This is a genomic window from Paenibacillus endophyticus (assembly GCF_014192395.1).
In the GTDB taxonomy this organism is placed as follows: Bacteria; Bacillota; Bacilli; order Paenibacillales; family Paenibacillaceae; genus Pristimantibacillus; species Pristimantibacillus endophyticus.
On the sequence record NZ_JACHXW010000005.1, the window covers coordinates 256,824 to 279,757 of the forward strand.

Here is a 22,934-nt window from a genome sequence, read left to right on the forward strand (position 1 = left end):
GAAATGAAATGTAAAAGAGATAGCTAAGCTAATGGGAAACGATTGTTGAATAACAAAAGGGCTGCCTGGTGGCGGCCCTTCGTCGTCAAGTTCAGTTTTTATCAACCTTTATTTTATAAATACTTGGTCTCCTTAACGAAAAACCAAGGGTATGTAGCTTTAAAATTATCAAACCTTATTATAAAGCTACACAATCCAACTCACTCATTACTGATTGTCCCCTCAATATCCTGAATCGGGAACCATTCTCCATCGACCATAAGGCGGCCTCTCAGCTGATCGATGCGGTCCACGATGCCGATGACGGTCAGTTCCTCGATGGGATGGAACAGCCTGAGCGTAATTTGCTGCCGTTGCTGCAGCGACTCAGTCACGGACCGTACTATATTTTCCAATTCTTGTTCATCAAGTTCCACGCGCTGTCGCTGTCTCAATGTCTTCTCGTGCTCATTAATAGCAACTTTATGTTCCGGCAGCATCATACGGCTGGATTCCCAAAGTCCATTTCCTTCAAGTTTTTTTCTCATTTGTAATGTCCTCCGATCTTCTCAGAGCGGTGCAGCGCTTGCCCAGCGGGAGACACGGATACGGCCCTTAAAATAACGGAGTCCCCGTATTTCTCCTTAAGGGCATCCGTGGCCCGTTCAAGCGCCATCGTCTTCTCACGATGTGGGTCAAACAAAGAAAGCTGGTATTCATTATCATCAGAAAATTGCGAGAGGCTGATGCCGACCTTTCTCACTGGATGACCGTCCCAATGCCGTACCAACAGTTCGACGGCTGCACGATAAACCTGATTGGTGACGTTAGTCGGATCGTCCATTTTCATTTGTCGACTAAAGCCAGTTGGTCGATCATAATCGGCTCCCATACAGCCCACTGATACAACATGACCCATATATCCTTTACCGCGGCACCGCTGGCAGACAAGTTCCGTCAATTCGAGTAACACAACCTTGATCTCCTCGAGCTTTCCGTAGTCACGCGGCAGCGTCATCATATGCCCTACTGTCTTTGGAGCCACCTGATGGGTGCCCGGTGTAACCGGACTGTCGTCAATCCCGTTGGCAATACGCCAGTACAGTTCAGCATTGATGTCAGAGTTTTTACCGAATTTACGGCGCATCATAAGCTTGAGTTTCTCAAGCGGTGTCTCAGCTACCGTTCCGATTGTCTCCATACCCATCGCGTTAAAATGACGCGTCATGCGGCTACCAACCATGAACATTTTCGTAACGGGCAATGTCCAAAGTGTCTCGTGAAGTTTCTCCTTAGACAAAACATAAATACCCGACTCGTTTTTCTTTGCATAGTTATCGCAAGCGGTCTTCGCCAAAATTTTATTTTCGGCAATACCGAATCGAGTGTATATTCCTGTTTCAGCTTGAATGCGATTTTGAATGATTCGTGCAAGTTCCTCCGGTGAACCATACAAATGCAACGAACCAGTTACATCTAAAAATTGTTCGTCGATGGAGTAGCACTCAACTAAATCGGTGAATGACTGATAAATACGAGTTATCATCAATGATATGTCGATATATAGCTGCATGCGGGGTCTGATAATAACTAAATTCGGGCATTTGGAAATCGATTCACCGAGTCTCTCCGCAGTTGTTATACCATATGACTTAGCAATCGGACAGGCAGCTAGGATGATTCCTGAGCGTCTTTCTGGATCACCTGCGACCACCACAGGTAGATCACGATACTCGGGACGCTCCGCTTTCTCTACGGATGCATAAAAGGATTGGCAGTCGGCAAGCATAATTACTTTTTTACCATGCAATCTCTTCACCAGCTCTTTTGTTAAAATATTTTTAATCCAAAATACACGTTGTGTATCATGCTCCATACAAAGCATCTTTAAATAAGTCGACTCTAATGGAGAGTAATCAAATCCTTCGTTTCGTGAACTTCGTCTTTGTGCACCAATAAACCAGACACAAACGATAAGTTTTTTAAATACCGTGATGCCCTCTTTTGAAAACAGAACACCTGTTCTTATTATATACGTAATACGCATTCTTATACCACTGGTTTTTTATGGTGATTATTTACAACTAATCTCTACAACTACGCCCCTCTAATGATCGCTAACGATCCAGATCCGATGCTTATTCAAGTAAAGCAACAAATAACAGCATCGTCTAGCGAAGCGAGAACGTCATATCCAACTTCCGGGAAAGACAATTAAGGCTCTAAGCAAAGGCCATCAATTCAAAGCAAATGATTAAGCAGGAGCCATGATAAGCTCCCCGGCGTTTTTTATCTGTCGTACACGTCAAGATACATGAAACGATTGATATTAAAAAAGCCACCCTTAAGGGTGGCAGGACATTAATTATAATCATCATCATTATCGTCTTCATTTGAGGGCTCTTCGCTAAGAAATAAAATCCCAGCCTGTTCGTTCTGATGTTCCAGATCGTAAGCAGTGTACACAGACTGTAATTCAGGAGTTTCTTTCAACTTTTTAAAAGCTGCAGCTCCTTCAGCATCACACGTATAGCAATATTTTCGCGTAAAATCATTATATATAAAAGCATGTTCAAGTTCTAACAAAGCATCGGTTCCGCTTTTAAACTTGAACCAACCACCATCACGTCCCATACGGCCAACATCTTTTTCCCTTGCTGGGATAGTTTCAGTATGTGGTACATAAGTACAATTTTCTTGGTGAATGACGATCTTCCTAGTAGGCTTATCAATGTTCATCCAAACCATTAGCAACCAGCTCCCTTTTTATGCTATCAAAGCATACTTATACGTTACAATTCATTATCCTGCTTACACCTTGCTTGGTTTAAATATATTAAAGTTATCGACAGAGATGACGATACGGTATTAGGCTAACAAAAAACAGATTAACCTATTAATTTGCCTATCCAAAGACAATATTTTCCGTTAAGATATTTAGGTGCGAATGATTATGGGTCATTTATATAGATATAAGGAGGGGCTCTTTTTGTGGGGAGAATTACCATATTTAAAAGATTTGTTATCATCTAAAAAATATAATCAGGCCGCTAAACATATGAAAACTGCCATCACCGAGGGTATTCAAAAAGGTGAGCATACGGAAATTATCAGGTTTTTACGCCATGAGATGCTTCTTCTAAATACTTCAAGTGATAGTAATCAAACGTCTCTTTTCTGTAATCAATTGATGAAGCACTGTTTGGATCATGGTTTAGACATTATTGAATATGCTGAGCAATGTAAAATCCTCAATGAAGAATTAGATTGGTATGGAGAACAGTATAATCAAATAGTAAGAGAAATGCATGCTCTTGATCCAATAACAGCGTTACATGTTATACTAGCCACTTTTGAAAACTTGAACCAGTATCTCCTCAGTAACAAACCAGATGATCTGGAGAGGATATTTTATTCTTCATATGTATATGGTATGGAAGCCGATTATGAAAGTGGTATAACAGCATTGAATGTGTTATTAAAGTTATGGATAAATAGTTGCCACTCTGAAAGATTTCGTGGGCGGTTTAAAGAACTTCCATATGTAGCAGAGGGCTTTAAAGATCTACGCACCAAACTCGCACCGATTATTCGCTCATTAAACTATCTGAATTGGTTATGTAAAGAGGTTTCACTCCACCATGTCACCATGAATATTCAAGTTTCTGAAGTAATCTTTACCATACATGATAAAAGCGAATATATTCATTACAAACTCCCATTTATTCGTGATACGGCAAGAATGCAAAATGCATTGTATCATTTTCCAAGTATTAAAGGTCGATTTAATTGGAAAAAAGAAGAGATTGATTACGCTAAGATTATTCAGATCAAGGAAAGCGGAGATGATTTTAAATTAAAGTTCGGCGATGACACCTTTTTCGAAGCGTTAAAACAATCCACGGAGTTAGCTTATCAAAGTTATCTTCTTATAATTGGTGATATGTATATTCATAATTTACATCAACTGAAAATTAAAGATAAAAGTGTATCTGTAATGGAACTATTCTTTTTCTATAATCTCATTAGAACAATGGGGCTTATCTACTTCGAAGCGACAAAGCATTTTATGGAGACCATTAAAAAAGAAGCACGAGCTCCTTATCTTATAATAAATAAAAAGGAGATCGCGGAACTATTTTCACCTATCCTTTCAAAGCTTTTCAAACGTGAATTCACACAGCTGGATGTCAATCAGATGATTGCTCTGCTAACATTTGGCAGCAACGATATATTTGATCTGTATTATAAACCTTTAATTGTTAGTGGAAATAATGTTGCTCTTATACCATCGCTATTTATGATGAATAACTTTGCTAAGACGTTTCTTCATCATATGAATGCTCTCGGTGTTAATCTATCTGATCGTGGCGATGACTTTGAGAAAGTTATGCGAGAGCGTTTTAGTAATAATGGTTTTAAAGTGTATCCTGAGCAGTGGCCTTACGCCTATAAATATGAAGGAAAAACAATTAAGGGTGATATTGACCTAATTGCGAAGAAAGGAAAATATCTCTACCTTGGGCAGTTAAAAAACCGTCTTGAACCCCTTGAGCCGAAGGATTATCGAGGTGCGGATAAAAAAATCAACCAAGGCATCTCTCAAGCAGAACAGTCCGAACTTTATGTTAAAAGAAATCAAGAAGAGTTTTGTGCGAATTTTGGTATAACACTGGAAGAACTCGACGAATTAATAATCAAACCCTTCGTTCTCGTAAGTTGTTTTTATGGTTCTGGTCAAGTTATTCACAATATTCCAGTTACTGATGCGAGTGCATTGACCCGATTCTTTGATGAAGGCGAAATAAGAGCATATCGTGGTCAGAACGAGCCTTACTCAAGAACATTAAGGACCACTGGAGAAGTATTACCCAACGAATTCAATGCTTTCTTATTAAAACCTTATTTTTTGGAAGAAGAAATATATGGTATTCAACTTGGGACGCATCATGCTTATCCGATTCGTGATCGCAAATTCGTACTAGGCCTGGATGATGACTTGGAGAAGCTCATTGCTAACAGTTTCATGGCTAAAGCATATGAACATTTCGAAAAAGTAGGTGCTAATACGATGGAGGATAAAAACTAAAAATAAAGCATTGCAACTATAAGTAGATGCTCTGCTTCATGTCGAAGTATAGAATGTCATAAGAAAATAAAGCATTAGACTGGCATTAAGATTCCTTCAATAGCAGTGGCAATCTCAGACTTTCATGTCACAGGCTGCCACTGTATCTTATTACACTCTCTGAATAGTTCTCATAATTTATTGTTCTCAGTAATTATAACCTGTGCCAACTTTTTAATAATAATTAATTCTTTCTCTGAACATGATTGTAATAAAACTTGAATAGAATCAAATAATTCATATTCTTCATGTTTTGAAGTAGGTAAATTGAAGCCATTAAACAAGTCACTAGGATCAATATGCAGGACCTGAATAATTCTCTCCAGTGTTTCCAATGATATATTTTTCTCACCACGCTCAATCCCGCCAATATATGGCTGTGGGAGCTGAACAAGCTCTCCCAATTGCTCTTGAGTAAGTCCCCTATTTTTTCGCAAACTTCTAATTCGGATTCCAACATGTATTGAAAGTTTAGACAACCTGACTCACCTCTTTTTCAGGTTAGGACAGTCAGGCATCAAATGACAGATACTCATACTATATATATCCATTTGATTTTATATGTTATAAGATATATTATTGCTTTATATTATTACCGAGGGGACGACAACATGAGTAATCTTCCGCAGCACTATGTAATAGAAAACGTACTTCAGTGCAAGATGCGTGGGAAAGTCGCATATCAGAGCTACTTTTCTGCTTCAATTGGAATAAACTTAATTTATGTAAAACCTTATAATCTCCCTTCTGGAAAAGGTTATCAGCGCCCTGTTGATTCTAAAAGATGCGCAGATTTTGCTCAATACTTATCCAAAGGTGAAGACGCACTTTTTACTCCTATACTGTTGAATGCTGGAGCTAACTGGGAGTTCGTAAGTTACGATAAACAGCGACCATCGTATGGCAGATTATTTTGTAAAGGCAAAGCTTCACTAATGGATGGTCAACATCGGGTAGGAGGAATTGAAAAATACGTACGTGAAACAAACTCTGATATTAGCATCCCATTTCTTGCTTTTCACAGCTTAGATGAAGATGAAGAAATAAAACTATTCGATACAATTAATACCAAAGCAAAAGGAATAGGACCATCATTAAGTAAATTTCTTCGTCGTGATTCCGATGATATTAGTTGGATAGCAACAGAAATGATGACAAGAAAAGATAGCCCATTTTATTTAATTGGGAGTATTATCGGAAAACGCACTAAGGGGCGGCATGTAACCTTACAAAATCTTTATCGAACTTTAGGCTTTTTAATGAAGAATAACGATGTGAGTACATTTTCCAAAGAAGAAAAGCTTATATTCGCTATTTCTTACTATAACGCTATTCGAGAAAAATTCCTTTTTGAATGGAAGGACTACACTGGTTTTCGGATAACTCATATTGTTTCAATTGATGCTTTATCAATTGCTGGGGGCCACTTGTTGACCTCGTTATTAAAAGAAAAAAAACAAGTAGATCCTACAACAATAACCAGATATGTTAATAAGCTTTCCGTTGATTGGTCAGTAGATGGACCATTAAAATATGTGAAAGGTTTAAGTGGCTCAAAAAAATTATCTGAAGAGTTGCGGGATCAATTATTATCTTAACTGCCATACAAAAAAGTTGAACTTATGGTTCAACTTCTTTTGTTATGTTTTAGTCTAGTAATGTCATGTACATAAATTACTTCTCTCTTTGCACTGTAAAATCAAATAAAACGACAAACATAAAAATTAAGGATAGAGACTGAACTTTACTGTCACTAATTTAATATTCTTAGACCACTCCCTCCTACAATCCGACAACTTTTGTTATATAATGTAACTTGGAGGGGAAATAAATGAGCTATAAAGGAATGCGATGGTTTAAATGTGATTTTCAAATGCAGACACCCGGGGATTATCACAATTGGTGCCATGATGATCCTGCATATTTAGGAGCCAACTATAGTCCAGAGGAACTTGAGCACTCAGTTGAGATGTATTTAACAAGATGCCATGAAGTAGATCTCCAAGTAATCTGTGTAACAGACCATAATTTTATCGGACGAGAATATCTAGAGACTCTTCAAAGAAAAAACCACTCTGTTTCGTCCAGACTTGGTAAAAAACCATTAGTTATTTTTCCTGGTTTCGAAATTGAGATTTCTCAAGGTTTGGGAGTTCATTTATTATGTATATTCAATCATGATAAACCACTTCAAGACATTGATGATATTGTTACATCTATTGGTCTACATAGAAGTGGTCGTGTAAAAGATGGAAATATTGTACCAGCTCAGATTATTTTTCAAGATTTCGCACGTATTATTCAAAATGATCATAATGGAATAATTGTTGCAGCTCATCCAACTTCAGAAAGTGGTTTTTTAAATGATAACTTTATTACAACCCATTTTCAACAAGAAATGTTCACTAGCCCTCATCTGTTGGCTATGGAAGTCCCCAAACCTTTAGAAGCACTTTCCAGGAACTGGAGAAAAATGATAACCGCTGATTCGTCGTGCCACAGAGAATGGAAGCGACATCGAAGAATTGCGGCAGTAATGTCCTCTGATGCTTATCGCCTTACGGAAGGCGATAAAGGACATATTGGAAAAAGAGCAACTTGGATGAAAATGTCTAACCCTTCAATAGACTCAATAAAACAAGCATTTTTAGATTGCGAACGAATCAATCTCCAAACTAATTCTCCATCTAATGATATAAACCATGATAGAATACTGTCCTTAACAATAAATAATACCGCGTTTCTTCAAGACCAGAAGATCTATTTATCACCAAATTTGAATTGTATTATTGGAGGTAGAGGTTCCGGTAAGTCGTCGATATTAGAATATATTAGACTTTGTTCTTGTCATGGTGAGGATCTGAAACAAAACGATCAAATTTCAAGAATAAAAAACACATTCCAAGATAACACAACTATTCAATTAGAATGGAGATATAAAAATGGTCTGAATGATGTATTTGAATATAGTAAATCAGACCACTCTCCAAGAATCATTCAAAGGGAAGTACAAGAACCAAAAGCTATTTTACGAAACTTGAATGTTGAAGTACTAAGTCAAAGAGAAATTACACAACTAGCACAAGAACAAAGTAGTTTGGCTAGATTGATTGATAAATTAACTGGTCACGAACTTGAGCATCTAAAATCCCTAGAAATAAACTTAATATCAGAAATTCAACAACTTCAACAAACAAAAAACAGAAACGAGCGTTTAATCGCTGAACGTAAAGTTATTCTTCAAGAGAGAGATGAATTAAAAAGACAGTGGGACGCCTTTGTGGCTGTGCGTCTAGAGAACGAGAGAAAATTAAAAGCAAATCAAGCACAAAAATATATTGACGATATACTTCAAGAAAGTATTACTTTATCCACAACATGGATTGAACAGGTGAATACGTTTGTATCGCAGCATGCCGATATTGTTACACAAGATTGGATAGAAACCGACTACTTTACCAAACTAAACGAAGGGTTAATTAGTGCTAAAAATCGGTTTAAAGATGATTTAGCTTCATCAATAAAGAACTATACTGATAGCATTAACTTACTCACAGTCAATAATGATGCTTGGGGCTTTATCGCAGCCTCTATAGAGGAAACCGAAACAAATTTTATTATTGCTTGCACAGAACAAGGACTAAGACCTGAAGAATTAGAACTACTAAAGGTTACAGAAGCTAGTCTTGCAATAAAGGACAAACAATTAGATGAAAAAGAAGAACAATTACGTTCTTTCTCGCAGGACATTGAATTACTCTACAAAAAAATTGAACATCTCCATGAAAATTGGCTCACTCAAACTAATCTAAAAGGAAATAAAATAAACGAGATATTATTTTCTGGTGATGTACCAATGGTTACAACTGAAACCCCTTTTATTTCAGTGGAAATATTATATTCAAAAGACTTAGATCATTTCTCAACCATTTGGAATGATACCCAAATTAAGCGCAACACACGCTTAGGTAGGAACTGGGAAGAGATTGGTCGTCACTTGTTTACTCAATTTATTGAACTTCAAGAACCAAGCCCTTGGGTACTTCTAAATAAATGGTGCGATCACTCACAACTAATGCCTGTAGATATACAAACTCTGCATCCAGAATTATTAAATTATCTTCAACAAGATCAAAGAACATTTTGGGATGGACTTCAAACTAAAAAAGTAAATGATCGTATTAACATTACTCTATTTAGAAGTGATGGAACACGTGCCGGCTCTCTCGATGACAACGGCCTGTCAGACGGACAAAAAAACACAGCTATTTTAGCATTGTTATTTGCCCATGGAAATAATCCAATCATTATCGATCAACCTGAGGATGAGCTCGACTCAGATTTTATCTATAATGAGTTGGTACCTCTTCTTAGAAGAGTAAAATATAAACGTCAGATTATTTTATCAACACACAATGCGAATATTCCTGTAAATGGAGACTCTGAGCTGGTATATGCGATCAACGCCCATATGGGCAGAGGGATGATAAAAGCTGAAGGCGGGCTTGAGACTCCTAACGTTAGAGATACTGTTCTTCATATTATGGAAGGATCTGAAGAGGCTTTTAAGCGGAGAAGAGAAAAATATTCATTTTAATCTTTTCGATTTGGGTTTCTATTAAACTATTATCAAAAAAATAATTTAACAAACCTTAATAGAAGTAGGGGCCAAGTATAACTCATATTTTATTAGCTGGCCCCTTTTATTACAACTGCCATTCAAGTCCTAAGAAAAACTATTGTCTAGATATCCATGCTAAGTGATTGATTAGTGAGATCAAGATTCTTTTGACTTTGAAGTTCAATCCATAGAAGTGCTGCTACCAAAACATTTAAGGATATACCATCCAATTTTAATGCGTATTCCTCCATTTCACCTAGAACTATAGAGATATGCCCATCCCCAGATTCCTTTAAAGATAGCATTGACATAATATTTTTTATCTCCTCAAATATTAAAAATGCCATTTGAAGTAGTTCTTCTGAATTCGCATTAGAAAGAACAATATTCACCTCTTCCAAGAAATCCGTTAAAATATTTATAATCATCTGATATTCTTTACTGATCTCGGGGTTTAACTTCAGTAGGTAATCCTTCAGAATTTGAACACCTATTTCGTCAGTATCCGAAATACTCACAATATCACTTAGGTGCTTAATGAATACTAATAAGCTGCCAAAACTACTTACCAGAACCCGGCTTTTTTCTGTGTCAATTCTGTCACACGCAAATAATAACCAAGTATTTTTCAAATCTGAATTTAATGTTTTTGGAATTTGGTACAATGGTTTAATATCCTTGTGACCAATAACCGAAAAATAAGGTATTTCCCAATACCAATCGAGTACAAACTCTCCTTTAAAGAAAGGTACCATAATGAAACGGTTCCATAGCCTCTCTATTTGATTATAGGCTACGTCATTAAAAGAAATCTCTTCAAATAAATTAAGTAATTTTAGAGTTGTTTCATTAAAAAAGGAGTATACATCCAAAATATTATGATCAACATTGAATTCTATTATTAATAATCCTGACACCTCACGTGTTTCAAATGCAACTTTACCATCACTATGTTTTTCAATTTCCTGCAGACCTTCAATTAGACGATCATTTAGAGATTTTATAATCTGCTCGTGCTCATGGATGATATCAATAGCAGGCTGAACATAAAGATTTCGTTCATTAGAGAGCATTGCATGCCAAAAACTTAATGTATGTTGAATAGTATTGCGTTCTGTCTTCAAAAAATCCTCTTCATTCTCTCCGTAACCATGAAACTTACTGCCATGAAAGATTGCCTCAAACTCCCTTTGCATAGAAAAAGAATAATTATTCACATCTTTTAATATAGAATAGGAAATCCATTTATTCTTAGGAATATAACCCTGCTGATCATAAATATTATTAAAAAATGCTTTTTGGTCATCTGTGAGACGTGTCTTCACCATAGAACAATGATAGTGCAATATGTTTTTCGCTTGGGCCAGGAAATTACTAACTTCATGAGCAAAAGAGTTTATTTCTTTAAACAAGGGAGTATATTTTTGAAGATGTATTGAATGTAGCTGTAATTTATCAGTCTTTGTTTTTCTTATTGATCTCTCATCAAGACCACCGAACCGGTCGACCAAACTTTTAGGCAAGAATAGCTTTTCATTGAGGATTTTATTAACTTGAGTCCACTCAAGTTTAAGAACTTCAGATGCAAGAGTTATCGTATTGTTAGAAAGATGATACCTTATCAGAAGATCGTTTATTGACTTGAAAAATGAAACAACTTCTCTTCGCATTAACATCACTTGATCGTAAAAGGTCTGCCAATTTTCCGGTCTGTGATCAAAGTCAGCGAGCGTATAAAATAAACTATTTAATAAAGTTAACTTATCAGGGAATAAATTATCTTTAGGAATATGTTTTACAGACTCATCGGGTATATCTAATAATTGTAAAATACGATGTCCTACACCCTGATGGTTATAGAATTGTTTATTCGGTAGAAGTTTGCTAGCGACATCAATATGAGTCATTGTTCTAGTGTGAATATGATTATCCAGCTCTTCTGTACCCGTTTCCATATGAAGTTTAAACAACGTGGTCAAGTGGATTTCATTTTCATCATTTTGCAATCTAATAATATTAAATTCTTTACGAAAGCTATCAATCAATTCATAAAGACGCTGATCATACCACTTGTGAAACACGATAGATTGGCTTTCATATAATCCATATATAACTTCACTAACAGATCTTATTTGTGCTTTAAATGTCAATAACTGCTCGAAGTTGACATTACAAATATACTCAAATATCATTGTTTCTTTGGATAGTCTTCCAGACCAGTAGGCAACATTGCTTAGGTCTTTCCATTGTAATAGCGACTCAGGATCATACAGATCATCAGCTATAGATATGAGCCAACGCTGAGCATACATGTATATGTTATTCCGATCAGTTTGCCTTGCACTTAGTAGTTCAATTTCTCGTAACCGCTGCTCGTCCACATTTAGTAAACTGAGGATTTCCCGAAAAGCGTCTCTATCTGGACTAGCACCGGCAACATCGCCTAAAATAAGTGACCAACCCCCAGAAAGTTTCAGCCGAATTTCATCAATAAGATGTTCGTTTGAAAGATAGTACTCATATACACCAGCCCATAACAGACTTTGCATAACCCCATTAACGCCTGTCCAAGTTTTAACTGAGAATGATCGTGGATCGCAAAGAAAATCCACCAACTTTAACAGTTTATTCTCGCGGAAAGCATGTGTTAAAAAAGTCTCAATATCATCTTCTGGCATTATACGAATACACACTTTAGCTAAATCAAACCAATGAGTTATCTGTTCATCGATTAGCATCTCTGCCATTAACACTGATCTTACTTGGTGCAAACCTTCGAGTACATTAGTTTCTCGATTAATTCGTACTAAATATTCTCCCTCTAGTAAGTCGATATCAAAAATACTCTCTAATGATAGCTCTTTTGCCAAGTCGGCTAATTTTAATCGGCAATTGAATGCGGTTGCTACTGACACTAACTTTAATAATCGCAATGCATTGTAATTTTGTGTTTCCCTGCACTCATTCTCAATTCGTAAAAGTTGTCTTTTGAGCTTTTCTCTAAGGGTGATCCCATCATGAAAAACAAAATACGAGAATTCCATAAACGGCCCTTTAGAACCAAAAGAAATCCATGCATCTTCAAATTCTAAAAAATCACTCTTGCCTAGCTTAATAATCGCGTGTTTGTAGTATTGCTGCGCCTCATCTTTGGAAAATTCTATTAAAAGGTCTGTAAATGTAAGATCGTACGTGTACAAATATGCTCTTTTCCAATCTTCTTCACGGATAGTTACTAAAATAAAAACATGAGGGAGATTGGAAAGTTCCCTTATTAACGAAACCCAGTTATGTTCACGAGGGGATATATCTAAATAAATACCTAAAGGAACTTGTGTTCTTGATGCTAAACCACTCAACGCCTGGGCGACCTGTAAAGCAGTATCCTGATCTTGTAGAGTTTTAATTTCAAAACGAAAATTATTCGGAAAGTGATCGTGCATGTAACGATATGCTAATGTTGTTTTACCTTGCCCTGAAGGACCATGTAAAATAACAATATTGTTTTGCGAATGAGCCATTCGTAACTTATCGATCCATTCTTCTCTACCAACATCATACCCCATGGCTATGTGTTGGTACGTTGTTAAAGTTCCTTGATAAAACGCATCTTCTCGGATATTACTTTCGTTCATCTGTTGTAATGGAATAATAGTCCTATACCAATGTTGTTGAAATGAAAACTCAGCATTAATGTCTCTACTGACGGATAACAATTTTCCCATCAGATCTTGTTTTGTTATCTTTAGTTCATTTTCAGAACAGTCATATAACCAAAAATTCAATAGATCAAAAGATGCTTGTAGAGAGCTACCACTAGGTAATATTTGAAGTAGGGAGTCTACCAGTTCCTTAATTTCCTCTTCATTCACTTGCTGTATGTGTGTTAAACGAAATATGTACTCAATTTCTTCTGAAGTAAATCCATCCTCTGATAGCTTACGCTCTAATTGCCCTCGTTCTCTCAAACCACCAGTAAAGCCGTTTAGAAGCTCCGGGCCTACTGGATCAAAACTAAGTATTATTAATTTAGGCTGATTTTCTGCATTTTTATACTTTAGAAATCTTTTAAAGACTGAATCTGTAGAAGATTTTAGATCAGCATAACCTAAACTTTTACTTGAATAAGCTTTTATTTGAATAATTTCTAACGGTTCACCATTAGTATTTAGAATGCTCATATCTTCTAATTTTTCTGGTGCAATAGTATAAAAGTCCTTCTCTTTAAGAAGTCTATATAAAATGTAGAGTGCTTGAAGACGATAGCCACGATATGCGGCGGGCGCCCCTCGTTTTGTATTAGACATAGATAGCATCAGTCCTTACCTAGTTTATTTTCCAGACTCTGTGGTCAGCAAAATTAAGTATACATTGAATTTGGTAAAATATGTAGAGAAGCTTGTAATAGCTATGATCTTTATCGTAAACAATAGTCTACAAACTCTTGACAACAGAATTGATGAGCAATTCCTCGATGTGACGGGCTCGCTCCATTTGTACGGCTCGCCGGAGGAGCTGGCGCTTCATATTCAAACCCGCATTCAAGCCGAGCTTGGCATCTATACACGCTTCGGCATTGCGGAGAACAAAATATTGGCGAAAACGGCCTGTGACAACTATGCGAAGAAAAATGCTTCCGGCATTTATATTTTGAACAAAGAAAACCTTCCCGACACGCTATGGACCTTGCCCGTCTCCAAAATGTTCATGGTCGGCAGCCGCATGACCAGGCATTTTCAATTCATGGGACTGGAGACCATCGGCAAGCTCGCCGAAACGCCGCTTGAGAAGCTAAAGCTGATGCTGCGCCGCAAGCTTGGCAAAAACGCCGACATCAGCGCTGAGCTTTACTGGAACATTGCCAACGGCATCGATAATAGCCCCGTCGCTCCGGGGACGCATGAGATCGCTCCGAAGGCGGTCGGACATATGATGACGCTGCCGCGCGACTACGGGACACTTGACGAGATCAAGGTCGTGCTGCTGGAATTAACCGAGCTGGTGTGCCAGCGCTGCCGCGGGAAAGGATATATGGGGCATGTCGTTTCGGTGGGCTTGATGGGAGCGGATTATGACCAGCCGACCGGCTTCAGCCGTCAAATGAAAATGGACGATCCGACGAACATGACCAACCAGGTATACCGGGCCGCCATCCAGCTCGTGCTGCGGCACTGGGACGGTCATCCGGTAAGAAAGGTCGGCGTCAGCCTGACGCAATTTTCCCAAGATGACGAGTATCAGCTTTCTTTGTTTGATACGAGGCGCGAGAAGACGATGGCGCTTGAGAAAGCGACGGATGCCTTGAAGAAGAAATACGGCGATGCCGTTATTCTGAGAGCGGTATCTACTACCGCTGCTGGTCAAGCGAAGCATCGTTCAGCGAAGATCGGAGGACATTATAAATGAGAAAAAAACTGGAAGGCAACGGGCTTTGGGAATCCAGCCGCATGATGCTGCCCGAGCACAAGGTCGCAATTAACGAGCTGGAGAAAGCTTCGCGGCAGCGCGAGCGCATAGAGCTTGACGAGCAGGAATGGGAGCATGTAGCCCGTTCCGTGACCGAATCGCTCCAGCTTCGGCAGCCGGTTACGCTCCGCTTATTCCACCCGCTCGAGGAGCTGACGGTCATCGGCATCATCGAGCGGATCGACCAGCTGAAAGGCCGCTTCATGGTCGATGGGGAATGGTTCATGATGCGAGATATCGAAGGCGCGGCTGTTCAGGAGAACGAGGAAAACGGCCTCTTTTGAAGCCATGGCGGCCTTAGCCCTTAAACGGGGTTCTAGGCTGCCGATTTCCAGCGGCTCAGCATTTAACCGGCAACTACCAAAGGAGCGTCGAACAATCAACCTTTTACCCAAGTTATCCAAAAGAACGCACGATTGCCGGCAGTTCATCCAATCCCTCAACGATGGCGTCCGCGCCCGAAGCGGATGAGAAAGAAGCATTGCTTTTCCAAATCGCTTTCATCCCCACCATACGGCTTGCTTGTATATCATTAACGGGATGGTCTCCGACATACACGGCCTCCTCCGCACGCACCTCAAGCTTAGATAAAGCTCGGACAAAAATAGCAGGATCCGGTTTGCGAAGCCCTTCCCACTCCGAAATCAATACCGCGTCGAAATAAGGCTCGATGCCTAACGCCTTGAAGTTATCATATTGAAATTGGCCATAGCCGTTGGAAACGAGTGCCAGCTTTAACCCCTTGCTCTTGAGTAAGCCAAGCGCCGCTAACGCGTGAGGAAACGCGAGGCAATGCTCCTGAAAGATATGCAAATAGTCATTTAGGAGATCCTCCCATGCCAAACCCTTGATTGAAAACTCCGCGATAAGCTGCTGATATACACTGTCCTTCCACACATAACCATGATTATCAAGCTCGATAAAGCGCCTCACATAGTCCTCTTTCCGGACAGCCTGAAGGCCGGGAAGCCGCTCATACTGTGCGCTTACAAAGGATAAGAGAGAAGCATCCCGGTCCAACAGGGTCCCGTCTAAATCAAAAAGCACAGCCTTCATCGCCAAAAAAAATCAAATCCCTTCATTCGCGTTAGGATAGGTATTCGATCCTTTCGCCTTGTTTCCTTTTTATTGTCCGTGTAGAGACTTGCCGTTTGGCTCGTTGGCACTGCGGATGCGGGCAAGCTGCTTCGTTTTTCGCAGCAATAGGATAACAGGCACGAATGCGAGCAGGAAACAGAAAGCAGCTAGGAGCGGGAGCACCGTCCACTCGAAGATGGAATGGCCGAGAAGCGTCTGCCAGCCGATCACCAACAGACCTAGAAAATAAAAGATTCCCGTAAGATGAATCAATCGATGGTTAACAGAACTGCGCAGCGCTCTTCGTTCAGTCAGCCAGGCTACAAAAGGAACGGCTTGAAGCGCATGAAAGCCTAGCCCATGCAGCCAGATGATATTTCCGCCGAGGCCAACGGATCTGCCTTCGTTTACGGATATCCAGATACCGGCAGCAAACGAAAGCATAATTGCACAAATGGCATATCGAATGCCAAGTACGAGCGCAGGGCGCAGTCGATATGCTTTTGCGCGGAAAAAGGGAACAGCCAAATACAGATAAAACAAGATCAGCAGAAAGGCCACCAATGCAAAGATCGAGCCGACTGCAACGTCATAATTCGTACCGCCAGCGACAAATCTCGGGTTCACACCGCGATAATTTTGGACCGTTTCGGCAAAGTAACTGTACATGGCAATTGAAATATAGGACCATCGGAAAAAGATTCTGTTTTTGCTTCCCATTCCCGAGAATGGAACGATAGCTGCAGTTGACAATAGAAACAGACCTAGCGCTGCATTAAAAGAAAAAGCTTTCAGCATATTGCCATCAGGCGCTACCACTTCCCCGTTGACCCATGCTATTGCCGCACAAAAAAGCGCAAGTACAAATCCAAGCAGTCCGGTAACGACCAGATACTTCTCACCTTCAAAAAAACGCAAACTCCGCTGCTGTCCACTCGTTAATACTCGATTCAAACTGATGCACCCTTCCCCCAATACGTTGATGCTGCTAATATTACAGGAAGGAAATTACATTTTTAACGGACTTTAGTTTGATTCCGCGTCCAACCCAAAGGATGGCTTTCTGCTCGACTAAAGTCTGTAGACACCATGCGAACCGCCTTTATTTCACAAGCACATACAAGGGCACCGAAACCAATCCTAAGTGCCTCCCCGCTGCATGGCCAGCACCGCCAGCTCGACCTTGTTCAGCATAAGTCCGTATTCATTCGTAATTTCGAAGGAATGAGGAAGCGGGAGCTTTTGGAAATAAGGCCATATCGACTCGATCGAGCTGAACCAATCACCAAAATCCGGCTGCTCCAACGGCTGGTCCTTCCAAGCTGCGCCAAGCTCTGGGCTATACAGCGCCGCAGCCCCCGGCTTCAAACGGCCCCCCAGCAAACGCTCCTTATAGACGCTTTGAGGCGGCAGCTGGCGAACGCTGGCGAACATCTGCGGCGCGTAATCCGCGCGCGAGCCAGTATGCTTCACAGCTCCGGCAAAGCATTTCGCGCCCTCATGGACACGCGGAATGCCAAACAGCATCGCATACAGCCGCTTTCCGAATTCAATCCGCTCCTGCAGATTCTCGAATCGCTCTAAGATGAGACCGGAAAGCTTCAGTACGGATGGTTCTTCGGCCTTCCCGTTCTCACTTCCCGTTCCGTATGGGAAAACAACGCCGTTTAGCTGCAATAGCGACTGAAGGCCAAAAAACAAAGTATGCAGCACCTTTTCTCGAAAGTAGGGATGCTGTACCACTCGCCCTTCGATATAATGCTGCTCATTCACTATCAGCGCAATCGTTAAAGGCACGGCATCCAGATCACGCAAGAACTGCTTCCACACGGGCGACATGAACGACGATACGCCAAACGCAGGAAGAAGATGGAACAAGCTTCTCCCCTCTCGCCTGCTCCATTCATACAGCAGCAGCTGCGGATAGGCGTCCTGAAAAATCAGTGCATTCGCCTGCTCTAGAAAACGGAACACCGCCTCCCTTTGCTCCTCATTTAACAGCCTGGGCAGCCACTCGCCCTGCAAATCCGTCATGTTCCAGCCTCCGTTGCGAGATACCATATGAGCTAGAAGCGCCCAGTGCAGCTCAGGCGTGCGAAAATAAACGCCGCGGTATGCCTCGGTTCGCGTCACATTGTTACGGTTGCATGCTGTCGTCTCGGCATGTATGCGGGCAATGATCGCAAGCTCCTGCGTATTCCAACTATGGGACGCGGCAGGCTCCCCGTACGCAAGCTGCTTAGACCACGCATATTTCAGCTTTGCGGCGGCAGCGCCCGAGAGCTGAAGCGGGACTGCTTCAGCAATCATCGTATGTGATGCGCTCATAGCCGCCCATTTGCCGACCGCATACTCGATCGCTGCCCGCGGGAGCACGAGCAGCTGCTGCAGCCAATAGCCGAACGAACGGCGGTATGATCTTGCTTCTGTTTTTTTGCTCAATGCCTGCGCCCCATTTCCCGTCATTGCCTGATACGCCTTATGACTCGCTATATCAACCAGTATTTGCCAACAGGCACTTCGTCATACCGTGTCAGCAACATATGCGTTTCCGCTTCTCACGATGTTATAATAAAGCAAGTATAAAGAAAGGCGGCGAGGAGCCATGTGCGGAAGATATACACTTACTGTTACGCTCGAAGAGCTTATGGTTCGCTATATGATTGGGGAGACGATGGTACCGTTTCACCGACCCAAATACAATATTGCCCCAAGCCAGCTCATACTTTCCGTGATCAGCGATGGTGTACGCAACCGGTTGGGTGAATTGAAATGGGGTCTCGTCCCCCCATGGGCAGATAATCCGAAAATTGGGTTTCAAATGCTCAACGCACGCTCGGAAACAGCAGCGAGCAAGCCAGCCTTCCAGAAGCCGCTGCAGCGAAAACGATGCCTCATTCCCGCTGATGGTTTTTATGAGTGGAAGACGACACCTAACGGCAAACAGCCGATGCGAATTTCACTGAAGAACAGAGCTCTCTTTAGCATGGCTGGACTTTACGAGACTTGGGTTTCTCCAGAAGGAACCAGGATCAACAGCTGTACAATTCTGACAACGGCACCCAACGAACTCGTATCCCCTATCCATGACCGCATGCCCGTCATTTTGCGGCCCGAGGATGAACAGCTATGGCTAGATCGCACCGTAACCGATACTGCTGCGCTAATGCCTCTCTTTGTTCCTTATCAGAGCAGCGAACTGCAAGCTTATCCCGTATCGGCTGCTGTCGGCAATGTCAGCAACGATGAATCCTCCTTGATCGAGCCATGCAAAGTGGACGAGCAGTTGGAGCTTTGGTAGCCGCGGAGAGTGTGTGGAGCCTGAGTCTGCATAAAAAAAATCGCTGACCCGAAGCGGTCAGCGAAACATTCCCCAAAGCTTTAACAAATGAAACGTGTTGTTTGGATCAATTTTCTGTCCCATGACGAATGCCACGATCTGATCCTCTTGCGTATCGGTCAGCTGCTCCTGAAGGATAACAGCCGCCGCTTTCACTAGCTTCCGCACCTTAGGACGGTCCTGCAAATCATATTTAGTCACATTTCCAAGCAACTGCCTTATACGGTCCTTTACAACAGGGTTTTTCATTTTGTATTTGATACGCTCGACCAACTGCGGCCGAATTCCATAATTCTGGTAACTCACTGCCCTGACACCTCCATCCGGCAATCCAAGCGCGTTCGTTAATCTATATGCCGAAAGGAGGTAATTATTGCCTAGTCCAGCTGTTCCCCTTGAAAAATTTGATCCTTCTGCAGCAAGCTGCGCACCCTGACATATGCTTCATTCGACCAAAAATCATCACGCTCCGTCAGTTCTCCCGCATCTTCCCTTGCAAGCTCAAGCACTTCATAATCTGCTACCATATCCGCCAATCGGAACTCTGGCAGTCCGCTCTGCTTCGTACCGAAGAAATCGCCTGGACCGCGTATTTCCAAATCCCGCCGCGATACCTCGAAGCCGTCATCCGTATCTGTCATGACCTTCATGCGCTCTTTTCCGGTTTCTGATTTGGGATCGGCCACCAGAATACAATGCGACTGGTGCTCTCCACGACCGACCCGTCCACGTAATTGATGAAGCTGAGACAAGCCGAAACGCTCCGCGTCCATAATAATCATGAGTGTCGCGTTCGGCACATCGACGCCGACCTCAACGACAGTCGTCGCCACAAGCACATGCGTTTCATTCGCTCCGAAAGCACCCATGACCGTTTCCTTCTCTGCTGAAGAAAGGCGGCCATGCAGCAGGCCAACACGCAAATCGGGAAACGACTGCTGCGTTTGAACATATAGGTCAATCGCATTTTGCACGTCCAGCTTCTCCGATTCCTCGATCAGCGGACAAATAATATAAGCCTGTCGTCCTTTGCTGACTTCTTTCCTTATAAAACCGAGCACTCGCTCCATCATACTGTGCTTAACCCAGTAGGTTTTGATCGGCTTGCGTCCATGCGGACGCTCGCGTATCGTAGACACATCCATATCTCCGAACGCCGTAATGGCCATCGTTCTTGGAATAGGCGTAGCGGTCATCGTCAACACATCCGGATTCATCCCTTTGCGGCGCAGCACGCTGCGCTGGTTCACGCCGAAGCGATGCTGCTCGTCCACTACAACGAGCCCTAGGCTCCGGAAAAAAACATCATCCTGAATTAGCGCGTGTGTGCCAACGACAATATCAATCAGCCCCATTTGAAGCCCCGCCAGCACATCCCTGCGCTTACGCTCGGTAAGGCTGCCTGTGAGCAAGGCCACCTGGATGCCGAGTTCCGCAAACATCTTGGTAAGGGAGCGCATGTGCTGATCGGCCAAGATCTCGGTCGGAACCATCAAGGCGCCTTGATGGCCTGACTTAACCGCAACGTAAAGCGCAATAGCGGAGACGACTGTTTTACCAGAGCCAACGTCACCTTGCAGCAGCCGGTTCATGCATGAAGGTCTGCGCATATCGACACAAATTTCATTGACGACCTTCTTCTGTGCATCCGTTAGCTCAAACGGCAGCGTTCCGGCGAATTGGCGAATCGTCTCGCTTTCGATTCGATGTGCAATGCCGTCACTTCTTTTGCGGTTAAGCGCTCGGTATGCCTGGAGTTTTAATTGGAACAAAAATAGCTCCTCATATACAAGCCTTCGCCGAGCTTCCTGGCCTGCTTTTGTATCGTCAGGAAGATGGATGCGCAGTACGGCGTCGCGCCTAGCCATCAGCTCATGCTTCCGAATAAGCTCCTGCGGCAGCAGCTCTTCGATCATCGTTCCATACTGCGTTAATGCTTGTTTAATCGTCTTCCGCATCCACGGCTGCGTAATGCTGCCGCCTACGGAATAGACAGGCTGAAGCGTCCCCGTCTTTGCTCCCCCGCCGCTTCCCGGAAATTCAGAATCCGATATGGTCATTTGCAGGCGCTGCTGCTCCCATTTGCCCGTAAGCATAATCTCACGGCCAACCGTTAGCTGGTCCTGCAGAAAATGACGATTAAACCATACGGCGGTCACGAGCCACTGCCCAACCTCAACCTTGCAGGTCAGTCTGGATTTGCTTTTGCCGTAGCGTTGAAGCACTGGAATGCCTCTCACATGCCCGAGTACCGTAACCTTCTCGCCTTCCTTCACATCGGTGAGCTCCCGAATACGGTAATCCTCATAACGAAATGGGAAATAATCAAGCAAATCAGCAACTGTTCTCACGCCAAAGGCGTGAAGCTCCTCTTCCTTGGGAGCACTCACGCCTTTGATTTGCCGAACAGAAATGTGGTCCAGCGTCATCATCCTATCACATCCTGTACATAAACACGGCTGAAGCGCCAGGACCGGTATGCGTACCAATTACAGCGCCAATCGTCGTCCAGCCGATTTCCTGTACGTTGAACTGGCTCTTAATCTGCTCGCAGAGCTCCTCCGCCGTATCCTTGCGGAAAGAATAGGCCATCGTCATCCCTACCGGCACATCGCCGTAGGTCTGCTTAAGCAGCTCGATAATCCGTGACATTGCTTTCTTAGACCCGCGCACCTTATCTACCGCAAGCACGACGCCGTCCGCATCTAATGATAATATCGGTTTAATGTTGAGGATAGACCCAATCAGCGCGGAAGCCTTGCCGATTCGCCCTCCCTTTTGTAAAAACTCCAATGTATCCACTAAAAAATATAATTGCGTGTCGCGCTCTCTCTGCTCGATCGCCTCGATAATACGCTCCTTGGACGCCCCCGCCTGTGCCATTTCAGCTGCTTGGACGACACGCATGCCGAATCCGTACGAGGCAGACCTCGAATCCATAATCGTGATGTCTGCTTGCCCCTCCAGCATGGAATGGGCAATGACCGCCGATTGGTACGTCCCGCTAAGCGCAGCCGATAAATGAATCGAGATAATAGGCGATTCCGCGTCCTCAGCCAGCAGTTTCTCATATACCTCAGAGAACTCCATCGGGGACGGCTGAGACGTGGTAGGAAGCGTTGCAGACTGCGCAAGCTTCTCATAAAAACCATCCGACTTAATCGTCACCGCATCAAGGAACGTCTCTTCGCCAAAAAGCACCTTGAGGGGAATCATCGAAATCCCTAATCGCTCCCTTACCTCTTCCGGGATGTCAGCCGTACTATCCGTTACAATTCGGACCATTCCCATTGTTCATTCCTCCCTGCATAAAACCGATTACC

The 22,934-nt window shown here is 42.3% G+C and carries 17 protein-coding genes; 6 read left to right on the forward strand and 11 right to left on the reverse strand.

What is annotated here, in order from left to right:
- Nucleotides 1–200: 200 nt before the first annotated feature.
- The 3 genes from FHS16_RS10925 to FHS16_RS10935 form a co-directional block, all read right to left on the reverse strand.
- Nucleotides 201–527, reverse strand: a complete 327-nt coding sequence (locus FHS16_RS10925) for a YolD-like family protein (protein ID WP_183561862.1) — start codon at nucleotides 525–527, stop codon at nucleotides 201–203.
- Entirely contained in the window at nucleotides 524–1,768 is a 1,245-nt protein-coding gene (locus FHS16_RS10930) for a DNA polymerase IV (RefSeq protein WP_183562144.1), read from the reverse strand. Before FHS16_RS10930 ends, FHS16_RS10925 begins: the two co-directional genes overlap by 4 nt.
- A gap of 572 nt (nucleotides 1,769–2,340) precedes the next feature.
- The gene (locus FHS16_RS10935) at nucleotides 2,341–2,727 is read right to left on the reverse strand and encodes a hypothetical protein (protein WP_183561864.1); all 387 of its coding nucleotides are present in this window, start codon (nucleotides 2,725–2,727) and stop codon (nucleotides 2,341–2,343) included.
- 241 nt (nucleotides 2,728–2,968) lie between these two features.
- Between FHS16_RS10935 and FHS16_RS10940 the strand changes: the two genes are divergently transcribed.
- A complete protein-coding gene (locus FHS16_RS10940; protein WP_183561866.1) occupies nucleotides 2,969–5,068 on the forward strand; it encodes a hypothetical protein in 2,100 nt (699 codons plus the stop codon).
- Between the two features lie 170 nt (nucleotides 5,069–5,238).
- Here FHS16_RS10940 and FHS16_RS10945 read toward each other — a convergent pair whose 3' ends face one another.
- Entirely contained in the window at nucleotides 5,239–5,586 is a 348-nt protein-coding gene (locus FHS16_RS10945; RefSeq protein ID WP_221226313.1) for a helix-turn-helix domain-containing protein, read from the reverse strand.
- 132 nt (nucleotides 5,587–5,718) lie between these two features.
- On the opposite strand from FHS16_RS10945, the gene FHS16_RS10950 reads away from it, so the two are divergent.
- Nucleotides 5,719–6,705, forward strand: coding sequence for a DGQHR domain-containing protein (locus FHS16_RS10950; protein WP_183561868.1), 987 nt, complete (start codon nucleotides 5,719–5,721; stop codon nucleotides 6,703–6,705).
- A gap of 233 nt (nucleotides 6,706–6,938) precedes the next feature.
- Nucleotides 6,939–9,704 (forward strand): TrlF family AAA-like ATPase, encoded by a 2,766-nt coding sequence (locus FHS16_RS10955; RefSeq protein WP_183561870.1) that lies wholly within the window; start codon nucleotides 6,939–6,941, stop codon nucleotides 9,702–9,704.
- Between the two features lie 146 nt (nucleotides 9,705–9,850).
- Here the strand turns inward: FHS16_RS10955 and FHS16_RS10960 are convergent, their stop codons facing one another.
- The gene (locus FHS16_RS10960; protein WP_183561872.1) at nucleotides 9,851–14,035 is read right to left on the reverse strand and encodes a hypothetical protein; all 4,185 of its coding nucleotides are present in this window, start codon (nucleotides 14,033–14,035) and stop codon (nucleotides 9,851–9,853) included.
- 40 nt (nucleotides 14,036–14,075) lie between these two features.
- Here FHS16_RS10960 and FHS16_RS10965 point away from each other — a divergent pair, with 40 nt between their 5' ends.
- Together FHS16_RS10965 and FHS16_RS10970 are read left to right on the forward strand one after the other, a co-directional pair.
- Nucleotides 14,076–15,134 carry a DNA polymerase IV gene (locus FHS16_RS10965; protein ID WP_312890841.1) on the forward strand — a complete coding sequence of 353 codons (1,059 nt, stop codon included), beginning with the start codon at nucleotides 14,076–14,078 and terminating at the stop codon, nucleotides 15,132–15,134.
- Entirely contained in the window at nucleotides 15,131–15,478 is a 348-nt protein-coding gene (locus tag FHS16_RS10970) for a YolD-like family protein (protein ID WP_183561874.1), read from the forward strand. The genes FHS16_RS10965 and FHS16_RS10970 overlap by 4 nt, the downstream gene beginning before the upstream one ends.
- A gap of 112 nt (nucleotides 15,479–15,590) precedes the next feature.
- On the opposite strand, the gene FHS16_RS10975 is transcribed toward FHS16_RS10970, so the two are convergent.
- From FHS16_RS10975 to FHS16_RS10985, 3 genes are all read right to left on the reverse strand, one after another.
- Nucleotides 15,591–16,256, reverse strand: a complete 666-nt coding sequence (locus tag FHS16_RS10975) for an HAD family hydrolase (RefSeq protein ID WP_183561876.1) — start codon at nucleotides 16,254–16,256, stop codon at nucleotides 15,591–15,593.
- Nucleotides 16,257–16,319: 63 nt separating this feature from the next.
- On the reverse strand, nucleotides 16,320–17,225 hold the full coding sequence (locus FHS16_RS10980; protein ID WP_183561878.1) for a hypothetical protein: 906 nt from the start codon (nucleotides 17,223–17,225) through the stop codon (nucleotides 16,320–16,322).
- Between the two features lie 186 nt (nucleotides 17,226–17,411).
- Nucleotides 17,412–18,737: a DUF2515 domain-containing protein gene (locus FHS16_RS10985; protein ID WP_246431704.1), complete on the reverse strand. Its 1,326-nt coding sequence runs from the start codon at nucleotides 18,735–18,737 to the stop codon at nucleotides 17,412–17,414.
- A gap of 139 nt (nucleotides 18,738–18,876) precedes the next feature.
- Here FHS16_RS10985 and FHS16_RS10990 point away from each other — a divergent pair, with 139 nt between their 5' ends.
- Nucleotides 18,877–19,572: an SOS response-associated peptidase gene (locus FHS16_RS10990; protein ID WP_183561880.1), complete on the forward strand. Its 696-nt coding sequence runs from the start codon at nucleotides 18,877–18,879 to the stop codon at nucleotides 19,570–19,572.
- A 57-nt stretch (nucleotides 19,573–19,629) separates the two neighbouring features.
- On the opposite strand, the gene FHS16_RS10995 is transcribed toward FHS16_RS10990, so the two are convergent.
- The 3 genes from FHS16_RS10995 to FHS16_RS11005 form a co-directional block, all read right to left on the reverse strand.
- The gene (locus FHS16_RS10995; RefSeq protein ID WP_183561882.1) at nucleotides 19,630–19,917 is read right to left on the reverse strand and encodes a stage VI sporulation protein F; all 288 of its coding nucleotides are present in this window, start codon (nucleotides 19,915–19,917) and stop codon (nucleotides 19,630–19,632) included.
- Nucleotides 19,918–19,988: 71 nt separating this feature from the next.
- Nucleotides 19,989–22,040 (reverse strand): ATP-dependent DNA helicase RecG, encoded by a 2,052-nt coding sequence (recG, locus tag FHS16_RS11000; RefSeq protein WP_183562152.1) that lies wholly within the window; start codon nucleotides 22,038–22,040, stop codon nucleotides 19,989–19,991.
- Nucleotides 22,041–22,047: 7 nt separating this feature from the next.
- Nucleotides 22,048–22,902: a fatty acid kinase binding subunit FakB gene (locus FHS16_RS11005; RefSeq protein WP_183561884.1), complete on the reverse strand. Its 855-nt coding sequence runs from the start codon at nucleotides 22,900–22,902 to the stop codon at nucleotides 22,048–22,050.
- Between the last annotated feature and the right edge of the window lie 32 nt (nucleotides 22,903–22,934).

Coding starts and splice junctions, on each gene's coding strand:
- FHS16_RS10970 (WP_183561874.1), top strand. CDS start 15,131: ATGAGAAAAAAACTGGAAGGCAACGGGCTTTGGGAATCCAGCCGCATG.
- FHS16_RS10925 (WP_183561862.1), bottom strand. CDS start 527: ATGAGAAAAAAACTTGAAGGAAATGGACTTTGGGAATCCAGCCGTATG.
- FHS16_RS10930 (WP_183562144.1), bottom strand. CDS start 1,768: ATGCTTGCCGACTGCCAATCCTTTTATGCATCCGTAGAGAAAGCGGAG.
- FHS16_RS11005 (WP_183561884.1), bottom strand. CDS start 22,902: ATGGGAATGGTCCGAATTGTAACGGATAGTACGGCTGACATCCCGGAA.
- FHS16_RS10960 (WP_183561872.1), bottom strand. CDS start 14,035: ATGTCTAATACAAAACGAGGGGCGCCCGCCGCATATCGTGGCTATCGT.
- FHS16_RS10985 (WP_246431704.1), bottom strand. CDS start 18,737: ATGACGGGAAATGGGGCGCAGGCATTGAGCAAAAAAACAGAAGCAAGA.
- recG (WP_183562152.1), bottom strand. CDS start 22,040: ATGACGCTGGACCACATTTCTGTTCGGCAAATCAAAGGCGTGAGTGCT.
- FHS16_RS10950 (WP_183561868.1), top strand. CDS start 5,719: ATGAGTAATCTTCCGCAGCACTATGTAATAGAAAACGTACTTCAGTGC.
- FHS16_RS10990 (WP_183561880.1), top strand. CDS start 18,877: ATGTGCGGAAGATATACACTTACTGTTACGCTCGAAGAGCTTATGGTT.
- FHS16_RS10935 (WP_183561864.1), bottom strand. CDS start 2,727: ATGGTTTGGATGAACATTGATAAGCCTACTAGGAAGATCGTCATTCAC.
- FHS16_RS10955 (WP_183561870.1), top strand. CDS start 6,939: ATGAGCTATAAAGGAATGCGATGGTTTAAATGTGATTTTCAAATGCAG.